The sequence below is a fragment of the Mycobacterium sp. TH-M103 genome, assembly GCF_057473785.1.
Window position 1 is genome coordinate 1 of record NZ_JBYCLG010000002.1, and the last position, 10,838, is coordinate 10,838.

Consider the following 10,838-nt stretch of genomic DNA (forward strand, 5'->3'; position numbering starts at 1 on the left):
CTCGTTGGCCTGCACGAGAATCTTGTCCTCGAGTGGCTTGATGTTCACCTTCGCCACGATGGGAGCCCTCCAGTTAGTTGGTAGCAGGCCCGGGACAATCGCCCGGACCGGGGTTGGTTGGCGGTCGGACCGCGGCGTGCCGCGAACCGACCGACTGTCAGGTGGTCTGGCATTCGGCCGTACCCTCGAACCGTCGTCGCGGGTGCCGGCGCAGGGGGACGTCCGATTGCCACCTAGCACTCTATACATGAGAGTGCTAGCACTCAAGGGCGGGCCGCTGCTTCCCCTGTCAGCGGACAAGCCGGGTTTCGCGGCCCTCCCGGTGCCGGGCGAGAACACCGCTCGGGCGGGCATCCGCGCCGCCCGCACCCGGACCCAAAACCCGAAGACGGACACCGTGAGGCGCCGCTTCGCGTGGTTCCCAGCGCTGTTACCGGGTGCTAATAGTGGAAGCATGCTCAACCGCACCGCCAACGCGAGCCGCACCGCGGGCATGGTCGCACTGATCGTCGCGGCCCTGGTCGGGTGGGCCGGACCGGCCCACGCCCAGCCGGGGGGCCGGATGTACGGGGACCCGGAGGCCGCCGCACCCTACTGGCGCTACCAGCATCAGGAAGACTGCGGCCTGATGGCCGTCGCCGACGTGGTCGGCCAGCTGACCGGCCACGAACCCAGCCAGCTCGGCATCGAGCTGCGCGGCATCTTCACCCCCAGCGAATCCCACGGCGGCGACGTCTATTTCTTCGACGGCACCTCGCCGCAGGACATGGTCATGCTGCTGGCGCACTACGGCGTCCAGTCCGAGATCACGACCGGAAACACCCTGCAGGGCCTCGAGGACTACCTCGGCAGCGGGCACAAGGTCATCGCGGCGCTCAACGCGGAAACGATCTGGAACTACCCCGCCGGTCAGGGACAGCGCACGAAACCCGACCACGCCGTCGTGGTCACCGGGGTCGACACCGCCGACGACGTCGTGCACCTCAACGACAGCGGCACCCCCGACGGCCGCGACGAGCGAATCCCGCTGGACACCTTCACGCGGGCCTGGTCGACCAGCGACGACCTCCTCATCGTCACCCAGGCGACGGGCTACGGCACCGTGCCGTGGGCGCCCCGGATCTAAGGCAACCGGCCCCGCATCACCGGAAGGCCCGGATCGCTGGCCACATCCAGCGGGGACGGCGGCGCTCCGGCGGCCACCAGGTGCGCGGCGAAGGCAGCGATCATCGCCCCGTTGTCGGTGCACAACCGGCGGCTGGGGACCCGCAGGGCCAGGCCGGCCGCCGTGCAACGCTGCGCCACCAGCTCGCGCAGCCGCGAATTCGCGGCCACTCCCCCGGCGACCAGCAGCGTCGACACGCCGGCCCGGGTCGCCGCCCGCACCGCCTTGAGCGTCAGCACGTCGGCGACGGCCTCCTGGAATCCGGCCGCGACGTCTTGGAGCGCCGCGTCCGGGGCGCTCTCCAGGTAGCGCGCCACCGCGGTCTTGAGCCCGGAGAAGCTGAACGCGTGCGGGTCGTCGCCGGGCCCGGTCATGCCGCGGGGGAAGACGACGGCTTGGGGATTCCCGGTGCGGGCCAGCTCGTCGAGCACCTTGCCGCCCGGATAGCCCAGGCCCAGCAGCCGGGCCACCTTGTCGTAGGCCTCGCCGGCGGCATCGTCGACGGTGCTGCCGAGCTCGACGATCTCGCCGAGCGAACGCACGTGCAACAGGTGCGTGTGTCCGCCCGACACCAGCAGCGCCACGCACTCGGGCAGCGGTCCGTGCTCGTAGACGTCGGCGGCCAGGTGCCCCCCGAGGTGGTTGACGGCGTAGAACGGCACGTCCCAGGCGGCCGCGTAGGCCTTGGCCGCCGACACTCCCACCATCAGGGCGCCGGCCAGGCCGGGCCCGATGGTGGTGGCCACCGCATCGGGTCTGTCCAGCCCGGCGGTCGCCAGGGCGCGGCGCATACAGGGGCCCAGCGCCTCCAGGTGGGCGCGGGAGGCGATCTCGGGCACCACGCCGCCGAAGCGCACGTGCTCGTCGACGCTGGACGCCACCTCGTCGGCCAGCAGGGTGACGGCGCCGTCGGGGTCAAGGCGTGCGATGCCGACTCCGGTTTCGTCGCACGACGTTTCGATGGCCAGGACGACGGTCATGGAACCTGCCGAGCCTCTCTGCGCATGGTGTAGGCGTCGGCGCCACTGACGCGGTAGTAGCGCCGGCGCAGGCCGACCCGCTCGAACCCCACGCTGCGGTACAGCGCGATGGCGGGCTCGTTGTCGGTGCGGACCTCGAGGTACACCACGCCGCCGGCGGCGAAGCTCAGCAGCTGGTCGAGCAGCCGCCGGCCGATGCCGCGGCCCTGGCAGGCGGGGTCCACGCCGATGGTGTGCACCTCGTACTCGAACGGCGGTGTGCGGCCCAGCCGGGAGATACCGGCGTAGCCGACCAGCGTTCCGGCGCTGCGCGCACCCACGTAGCGGTTGTGCGGGCTGGCCAGTTCGCGGTTGAACGCCGCCGCCGGCCACGGGTCGTCGCCGTCGAACAGCTGCAGTTCGAGCTCGGCGCACCGCTGCGCGTCGGCCGGGGTCAACCCGCCGATCCTCACGGGCTCGCCGCAGGCGGTCATCGGCGCTCCGCGAGTGGCTTGGCGTCGGGACGGCGCAGGTACAGCGCCACCAGGGGCGCCGGCGGCGCCGACCAGTCCCCGACGGCGGCCGCCAGGCCGGCCGGTGTCGGATGGACGGGCCCGCACCGCGGCAGGCCGAACATTCCCGCGTGCTCGGGTGAGCCGGCCACCGCGCGGGCCGCGCCGGGGTCGACGTCGACCGGGGCGTTGACGGCCGGGCCCTCGGTGCGGACCCCGTCTCGGTAACGGGCCCAATAGATTTCGCGTCGCCGGGCGTCGGTGACGACCAGGACCTCGCCGCTGGTGCGCACTCCGATGGCGTCCAGGCTGCACACGCCGTGGACCGGGATGCCCAGCGCGTGCCCGTAGGCGGCGGCGCTGGCCATGCCCACCCGCAGGCCGGTGAACGGGCCCGGACCGCAGCCCACCACGACGGCGCCGAGGTCGGCCATGCCCAGCGCGGCGTCGGCGAGCGCGGCGAGCACGTTGGGGGTGAGCCGTTCGGCGTGGGCGCGGGCGTCGACGGTCACCCGTTCGGCCAGCACGGACAGATCGTCGCGCCGCACCAGGCCCGCCGTGACCGCCGGGGTGGCCGTGTCGATGGCCAGGATGACGCTCATGAGGCCCACCGCCAGGTCGCGAGCCGCACGTCGGAGTGGCTGACCCGCTCCAGGCGGACGTCGAGGTGGCGCTCGGCGAGGCGTTCGGCGATTCCCTGGCCCCACTCCACCACGACGACCGCGTCGTCGAGGTCGGTGTCGAGATCCAGGGAGTCGAGTTCGCCCAGCAGGTCGGTGCCGGGCCGGTCCAGGAGCCGGTACATGTCGACGTGGATCATTGCCGGCGCGCCGGGCCGATGCGGGCGATGCACCCGCGCGAGCACGTACGACGGCGACGTGATCGGGCCCTCGACGTCCATGGCGGCCGCGATCCCCTTGGCCAGCACCGTTTTCCCCGCACCGAGCGGACCCGAGAGCACCACCACGTCGCCCGCGCGCAGCTGCCCGCCCAAGCGGGAGCCGAGCGCGACGGTGTCCTCGACGCGCTCGCAGGTGGCCGTGCCGCCCTCCGGCGTGTGCTCAGCCACGGCGCCCGAACCTCTCCCGGATCCGGCGGTACCGCCGGGTCATCGCGCCGGGCAGGGCCCGGTCGACCAGCCGGATCAGCCCTTCGTTGATGGCCTCCGGCTTGTCCAGCAGCGCCAGGTGACTGGCGCCGGAGACGACGACCAGCTCCGAGCGCGGCATACACGCCGCCATCTTGCGCGAGTACTCGTCCGGCGTGAGCAGGTCGTGGTCGCCGCAGGCGACCAGGGTCGGCACCCGCAGCAGCGTCCACAGCCCGGCCGTTTCGTCGTGCTGCTCCAGCGCGTCCAGGAAACCGACCAGGGTGGTGATGGGGGTGTCGTTCATCATACGTTGCGAGAACGCGTCCAGGCTCCGGCTGACCTGCAGGTCGCTGAACGACGCGGCCCGCAGCACCGGCGCGATCAGGGACCGCGACACGTTGCGGCCGCGGTTCATCAGTTTGGGGGCGGACCTCGCGGTGAACCGGATGGCTTCCAGCGCGGGGTTTTTCAGCAGCTCACCCAACGGCGAGCGCGACAGCCCTTCGGCCGCAGAGGAAATCAGCGCGGCGCCGACGATCCGGTTCCCGTATCCCTGGGGATACTGGCGGGCGTGCGACAACACCGTCATGCCGCCCATCGAATGACCCACCAGCACGACCATCCCACGCGGTGCGGCCACCGCCAGCACGCTTTCCAGGTCCTTGCCGAGTTGGGTCAGCGTGTAGGTCTCGGGTGCGCCGTCGCCGGACCGGCCGTGACCGCGCTGGTCGTAGAAGACCATCCGCACCCGCGGCCCCAGCCGCCCGGGGAGCCGGGTGCGCTGAAAGTGGAAGGCGCCCATGCGCAGACAGAACCCGTGCACGAACACCATCGTCAGCGGGGCATCCACGGGCCCGGCCTCGCGGACGGCCAGCGGCACCCCGTCCGGGGTCGTCACCACGTAGCCGCGGTCGTCGTCGATCCTGTCGAAATCCTCACCGGCGTAAGGATCTTCGGAAGCGGTGGCGCGCTGGGTGACGGAGCGGCGCGCCGAGGCGCCCACGATGGCGGCGATCGCGGTCAGACCGGCACCTCCCGCAAACCAGGCCCTCCCCCAGTGGCGCCGACGGATTCGGTCATCGCTCAACGGTTTCGGCCTCGCGGTACGTCCTGGTGATGCGTCCCCGGGGGCTGGTCACCACCTCGTAGTGGATGGTGCCGAGCAAATCGGCCCAGTCCTGTGCGGTCGGCTCGCCGCCGCCGCCCGGCCCGAACAGGATCGCCTCGTCGCCCTCGGCCACGTCGGGCCGCCCGGGGCCCAGGTCGACGAGGAACTGGTCCATGCAGATCCGCCCGACGCCGGGCCGCCGCCTGCCGTTGATCAGGACCTCCAGGCGCCCGCCCAGCATCCGGAACACCCCGTCGGCGTAACCGATCGGCAGCAGCGCCAGGTTGGTGTCCCGGTCGGCGACCCACGTGTGGCCATACGACACGCCCTCCCCGGCACGGATCGACTTCACCAGAGCGACAGCGCATTTCACCGTCATCGCCGGAACCAGACCCAGGTCGCCGAGCGCGGGGACGGGGCTGAGGCCGTACACGGCGATGCCGGGCCGGACGAGGTCGAAGGCCAGGTCGGGCCGCGACATCGTCGCCGACGAGTTCGACAGGTGGGCGGCTTCGAACCGAACGCCCTGATCGCGCGCCGTCGCGAGCAGCTCGCAGAACCGCCGGGCCTGGGCGTCGTTGACGGCACTGTCGGGCTGGTCGGCGTGCACCATGTGCGACATCAGGCCACGCACCCGCACGGCGTCCTCGGCGCCGGCGCGGCGCAGCGCGGTCAGCAGCGATGGGAATTGCGCGGGGGGTACCCCGTTGCGGTTCAGCCCGGTGTCGACCTTGACGGTCACCGTGGCCGTGCGGCCGGTGCGGTGTGCCGCGTCCAGCAACTCGTCGAGCTGGCGCAGCGAGGACACCGCGATCTGCACGTCGGCCAGCAGGGCGGGCCCGAAGTCGATGCCGGGCGGGTGCAGCCACGCCAGGATCGGGGCGGTGATCCCGTCCGCGCGCAGTTGCAGCGCCTCGTCGACGGTGGCCACGCCCAGCTCGGCGGCCCCCGCGGCCAACGCCGTGCGCGCGACCCGGGTGGCCCCGTGGCCGTAGCCGTCGGCCTTGACGACGGCCATCACCTGCCCGTGACCGGCATGCTCGCGCAGCACCCGCACGTTGTGTGCGATGGCGCCCAGGTCCACCACGGCCTCGGCCAGGACGCCGGGCGTCAGGGATATCGGCGTAATGGACACGGTGGATATTGTCCCAGAACCGGCACAATGCCGCGAAAGTGCGGCGTGTGCCGCCACCCGGGAAATGCGTCGGCGGTCACACTTTCGGGGCGCGCAGACTAGTGCGCGAAGTGCTGATCGTCGTAGTGTCCGCCGGGCTTGATCGTGTCCAGCGACGTCAGCGCGGAGACGGCGTCGTCGTGCAGCGCCCGGGCGAGGTCGGCCGAGAGGCCCTCGCGCACCACGATGCGCAGCACCGCCACGTCGGTGGCGTTGTCGGGCATGGTGTACGCCGGCACCTGCCAGCCGTAGGTGCGCAGCTCGTGGGAGACGTCGAACTCGGTGTAGCCGCGCTCGCCGGCGAGCTTGAAGGTGACCACCGGGATCGCCGAGCCGTCCGAGATCACCTCGAAACGCTCACTGCTGCGCAGCTGCTCGGCCAGCCACCGCGCCGTGCCCGACAGCGCCTGCATCACCTTGCCGTAGCCGTCGCGGCCCAGCCGCAGGAAGTTGTAGTACTGGCCGACCACCTGGTTGCCGGGACGGGAGAAGTTCAGCGTGAACGTCGGCATGTCCCCGCCCAGGTAGTTGACCCGGAAGACGAGTTCGTCGGGCAGGTACTCCTTGCTGCGCCACACCACGAAGCCGACGCCGGGATAGGTCAGGCCGTACTTGTGGCCGCTGACGTTGATCGACGCCACGCGGGGCAGCCGGAAGTCCCATTTGAGCTCCGGATGCAGGAACGGCACCACGAATCCCCCGCTGGCGGCGTCGACGTGCACCGGGACGTCCACGCCCCCGCCGGCGGCGAGCTTGTCCAGTGCGCCGCAGATGTCGGCGACGGGCTCGAGCTCCCCGGTGTAGGTGGTGCCCAGGATCGCCACCACGCCGATGGTGTTCTCGTCGACGGCGTCGACGACCTGCTCGGGGGTGATCACGTAGCGCCCCTTCTCCATCGGCAGATAGCGGGGCTCGACGTCGAAGTAGCGGCAGAACTTCTCCCACACCACCTGGACGTTGGAACCCATCACCAGATTCGGGGTGCGCTTCTCCCAGCCCTTACCGACCTTCGCCCGCCAGCGCCACTTCATGGCCAGCCCGCCCAGCATGACCGCCTCGCTGGAGCCGACCGTGGACACCCCGCAGGCGCTGTAGGGGTCGGCGTCGTTGAGGCAGTCGGCGTGGAACAGGTCGGCCACCATGGACACGCAGCGCTGCTCGATGGCCGCGGTCGCCGGGTACTCGTCCTTGTCGATCATGTTCTTGTCGAACGTCTCGGCCATCAGCTTGTCGGCCTCGGGGTCCATCCAGGTGGTCACGAAGGTGGCCAGGTTCAGCCGCGAACTCCCGTCGAGCATCAGCTCGTCGTGGATGAAGCGGTAGGCGGCCTGCGGGTCCATCGACTCGTCGGGCAGGCGCAGCGCCGGGACCGGCGCGGTGAACAGGCGGTTGGTGTAGGCGGGGGCGATCGCGTGCGCGGGCATGGACGGGTGGTGGGGCACGGGGTTCCTTTCTATAGGGCGGCCAGGGCGGCCCGGATGTGGCCGAGGATGCGCGACGCCGACGTCGGCGCGTCTCCGGGCCCGGGATCGGCGGCCGAGGACGCCGCCGCGCGGGCGTGGACGAAGGCGGCCGCCGCGGCCGCCTCGGCCGCCGGCAGGCCCGCCGCCAGCAGCGCGCCGATCATCCCGGACAGCACGTCGCCCGAGCCCGCGGTAGCGGCCCAGGACTGCCCGGCCGGGTTGAGGTAGACGGGGCCGCCGGGGTCGGCGATGACGGTGACGTTGCCCTTGAGCAGCACCGTGGCGCCGAGCTCGTCGGCCAGCTTGCGGCAGGCGCCGACCCGGTCGTCGCCGGGCGGGCCGCCGGCCAGCCGCGCGAATTCCCCGGCGTGCGGGGTCAGCACGGTCGGCGCGTCTCGGTTGGCCACCAGCTCGGGCCGCTCCGCCAGGATGGTCAGCGCGTCGGCGTCGACGATCACGGGCAGGTCGGTCTCCAGCGCGAACATCAAGGCGCCGGCGCCGGTCGCGTCGGTGCCCAACCCGGGCCCGACGACCCAGGCCTGCACCCGCCCGGCCTCGGCCGGGGTGGGCGAGGCGATCACCTCGGGCCAGCGCGCGAGCACCTCGGCGTGCGCGCTGCCCGCGTAGCGGACCATGCCGGAGTGGGTCGCGACAGCGGCGCCGGTGCACAGCACGGCGGCGCCCGGGTAGGTCGACGAGCCGGCCATCACGCCGGTCACGCCCTGGGTGTACTTGTCGTCGTCGGGCCCGGGCACCGGCCAGCGGGCCAGCACGTCGGCGGCCTCGAATCCCAGCGCCTCGACGGCCGGGGGGCCCGGCAGGTCCAGGCCGATGTCGACGAGTTCGACGCGGCCGCAGTCGGCCAGCGCGTGCACCGGCTTGAGCCCGCCGAAGGTGACGGTCAGCGCGGCGCACACGGCGGGACCGGTGATCGCCCCGGTCATCACGTCGATCCCGCTGGGAATGTCGACGGCGACCACCGGGATGGCCTCGGCGCCCGGCCTGGCCAGGCCGGCGAACACCTCGTCCGCCGCTGGGCGCAACGGTCCGGACCCGGAGATGCCCACCACCCCGTCGATGACGAGATCGGTTGTCGGCGAAACTTTTCCGACGACACGACCGCCGGATTTCCGGAATGCCGCCAGGGCCTTGGGGTGGGCGCGGTCGGGGTTGAGCAGCACCGCGTCGGCGGCCGCGCCACGGCGGCGCACGAACGTCGCCGCCCACAGGGCGTCGCCGCCGTTGTCCCCGGAGCCGACGACCGCGCACACGCGGCGGCCGGCGACCCCACCCGTGCGGGTGACGAGTTCGCCGATGATCGCGGTGGCCAGCCCGAAGGCCGCGCGTCTCATCAGGACGCCGTCGGGCAGGCCGGCCAGCAGGGGCGCTTCGGCGTCGCGGATCGCGTCCACGGAGTAGTAATGCCGCATCGAAGCCAACATTACGTGCCGGCGCCGGCGGGGCGTGGTCAGGACTTCGTCAGGCAGTCAGGCAGTCAGGCAGTCAGGCAGAAGCCTCGCCGGAGCGGAATCGCCGCAGCGCGTCCCTGAGCTTGGCCGGGCCCAGTTGCATGCCGCCCTTGGTGCGCGTCAGCGGGTAGAAGCAGAGCCCGATGAGGATCGACGCGAAGTGCCCGATCGCGGTGAAGTTGAGTTCGACGCGGTTCATCGTGAGCAGCGGGAAACCGAAGATGACGAACAGGACCCCGAGGTAGCCCCAGCGCCACGGTCGCGCGATGTGATACGTCAGCACGGCCATCACGCCGGCGAGGAAATAACTGACCCCGATGTCGCGCGCCAGCACCAGCCGTTCCGACGCGCTGTGCTCCTCGATCGCGAAGTAGAGCATGCCCTCGCCGATGTAGGTGGCAAGGATGTGGGAGGTCAGCCCCACGGTGAGCCACCGCAGCTGGCGCAGCCAGTGTTCCGCCGGCGCCAGGAACAGGGTGAACAGCAACAGGTACGGTTCCAGGTTCTTGCCGTCGATCCACAGCAGGCTGGCGAACAGCGCGTCGAGCGGATCGGAGCCCAGGCCATGGATGTTGGTGGAGCGGTGCAGCAACACCGCGTGCAACTGCTGGCCGGTGAGGTGGTTCTGGATGAGCGTGGTGATCGTCAGCACGAGCAGCCAGCCGTAGGTCAGCGGCGCCTCGCTGACCCAATGCCACACCGCGAGCGCCATGTTCCGCGCCCGCGCCGATGTATCCGCCACGACGTCAACCTTCGCATGCCCGGCGCCGCGCCGCGAAACCACGGCAAACGGGCCGGCAGCCCTAGGGGTTGTCCGGCCGCAGGTGCCGCCACCAGCAGTTGATGTAGAGGGACATCGAGACCGCCAGCGCCACGAGCACCCACAGGACGATCGTGATGTCGATCCAGCTACCGAACGGCGGCGAGCCGGGAAGCGCGTTGCGCAGCGGCACGACCGCGAAGAGCATCGCCGCGTACCAGGTCGTCATCGGCGGCTGGAACTTCCGCCGGTCGCGGGCCGTCTGGATCGCCACGACCAGGGCCAGGACGGCGATCGTGATCAGGACACCGAGGATGACGATGGCGAACGCCGCCGTGCTGAGCGACCGCTGCAGACTCACCCGGTAGGGACCCTGCCCACCGTGGCTGCCGGCGGCGACCTCCCACCCGGAGAGGTGGTTGACGAACTTCACGGGCACGCGGATGGGCTCGGCATGGTCGCCGCGGAACAGTTCGACCTCGACGGGCCCCGAGCGGTAGTGGTCGAAGGGCCACCGTTCGATCTCGCCGGCGATGGTCAGCGGCACGGGGAACGTGCCGGGCAGCATGCCCCTGGTCCAGGTGCGGCGCGTGGGCGAGGCCACCGACCTGACCCGCAGGCTGAGGTCCTCGTTGAGGTGGTGGGTTTGCGGGTCCAGCAGCGCCGAGCCGGGAACCACGGTCAGGTTGGCGACGAGCACGCTGTAATTCGACTGGATGTCTTCGACGTTCATCGTCGCCGTCGTCGCCTCGCCGCCGGGCGGGGTGACCATCCGCTGGCGGCCCTCGCCGCCGGCGGCGTACAGCGCGACCGCCGCCACGTATGCCACCACGACGCTCACGACCAGACCAATGACGCCGAACCTGCCGACCGCCGACCGCATGCTGCTCCCCTTTTTTGCGTCCCTGGCGAACTGTCCCCGAGGAATGTAGTTCACGGATCGAGTGCGCTGCGGCCGTACGGCCAAAGCGAGGCGACGCGCCGGTTGTCTACTCCACCGTGACGGACTTGGCCAGGTTGCGCGGTTTGTCGACGTCGTACCCGCGGGCCTGCGCCACCGACGCCGCGAACACCTGTAGCGGGACGGTCGACAGGAGGGGCTGCAGAAGTGTTGACACCGACGGAATTTCGATCAAGT

12 protein-coding genes are annotated in these 10,838 nt (G+C 71.4%); 1 reads left to right on the forward strand and 11 read right to left on the reverse strand.

All coding sequences use genetic code 11. The features are described from left to right. Positions 1–454: 454 nt before the first annotated feature. Entirely contained in the window at positions 455–1,126 is a 672-nt protein-coding gene (locus AC2VOR_RS00025; RefSeq protein ID WP_369740339.1) for a C39 family peptidase, read from the forward strand. Here the strand turns inward: AC2VOR_RS00025 and tsaD are convergent. From tsaD to AC2VOR_RS00080, 11 genes are all read right to left on the reverse strand, one after another. Then, complete coding sequence (tsaD, locus tag AC2VOR_RS00030) at positions 1,123–2,145, reverse strand: tRNA (adenosine(37)-N6)-threonylcarbamoyltransferase complex transferase subunit TsaD (RefSeq protein ID WP_369740340.1); 1,023 nt, start codon at positions 2,143–2,145, stop codon at positions 1,123–1,125. The genes AC2VOR_RS00025 and tsaD overlap by 4 nt on opposite strands. Continuing rightward, entirely contained in the window at positions 2,142–2,618 is a 477-nt protein-coding gene (rimI, locus tag AC2VOR_RS00035) for a ribosomal protein S18-alanine N-acetyltransferase (protein WP_369740342.1), read from the reverse strand. Before rimI ends, tsaD begins: the two co-directional genes overlap by 4 nt. After that, the gene (gene tsaB, locus AC2VOR_RS00040) at positions 2,615–3,238 is read right to left on the reverse strand and encodes a tRNA (adenosine(37)-N6)-threonylcarbamoyltransferase complex dimerization subunit type 1 TsaB (RefSeq protein WP_369740344.1); all 624 of its coding nucleotides are present in this window, start codon (positions 3,236–3,238) and stop codon (positions 2,615–2,617) included. Before tsaB ends, rimI begins: the two co-directional genes overlap by 4 nt. After that, positions 3,235–3,705: a tRNA (adenosine(37)-N6)-threonylcarbamoyltransferase complex ATPase subunit type 1 TsaE gene (tsaE, locus tag AC2VOR_RS00045; RefSeq protein WP_369740346.1), complete on the reverse strand. Its 471-nt coding sequence runs from the start codon at positions 3,703–3,705 to the stop codon at positions 3,235–3,237. The genes tsaB and tsaE overlap by 4 nt, the downstream gene beginning before the upstream one ends. Continuing rightward, positions 3,698–4,750, reverse strand: a complete 1,053-nt coding sequence (locus AC2VOR_RS00050) for an alpha/beta fold hydrolase (protein ID WP_486962965.1) — start codon at positions 4,748–4,750, stop codon at positions 3,698–3,700. The genes tsaE and AC2VOR_RS00050 overlap by 8 nt, the downstream gene beginning before the upstream one ends. Before the next feature lie 52 nt (positions 4,751–4,802). Beyond that, the gene (gene alr, locus AC2VOR_RS00055; RefSeq protein WP_486962963.1) at positions 4,803–5,969 is read right to left on the reverse strand and encodes an alanine racemase; all 1,167 of its coding nucleotides are present in this window, start codon (positions 5,967–5,969) and stop codon (positions 4,803–4,805) included. A gap of 98 nt (positions 5,970–6,067) precedes the next feature. Next, positions 6,068–7,432: a glutamate decarboxylase gene (gene gad / locus AC2VOR_RS00060; RefSeq protein ID WP_369740349.1), complete on the reverse strand. Its 1,365-nt coding sequence runs from the start codon at positions 7,430–7,432 to the stop codon at positions 6,068–6,070. Positions 7,433–7,461: 29 nt separating this feature from the next. Beyond that, on the reverse strand, positions 7,462–8,901 hold the full coding sequence (locus tag AC2VOR_RS00065) for an NAD(P)H-hydrate dehydratase (RefSeq protein ID WP_369740351.1): 1,440 nt from the start codon (positions 8,899–8,901) through the stop codon (positions 7,462–7,464). A 73-nt stretch (positions 8,902–8,974) separates the two neighbouring features. Beyond that, complete coding sequence (locus tag AC2VOR_RS00070; protein ID WP_486962966.1) at positions 8,975–9,652, reverse strand: rhomboid-like protein; 678 nt, start codon at positions 9,650–9,652, stop codon at positions 8,975–8,977. 91 nt (positions 9,653–9,743) lie between these two features. After that, a complete protein-coding gene (locus AC2VOR_RS00075) occupies positions 9,744–10,583 on the reverse strand; it encodes a DUF4436 domain-containing protein (protein ID WP_486962964.1) in 840 nt (279 codons plus the stop codon). Between the two features lie 106 nt (positions 10,584–10,689). After that, a partial coding sequence (locus AC2VOR_RS00080) for a hypothetical protein (RefSeq protein WP_486962967.1) occupies positions 10,690–10,838 on the reverse strand: 149 nt, incomplete at its 5' end.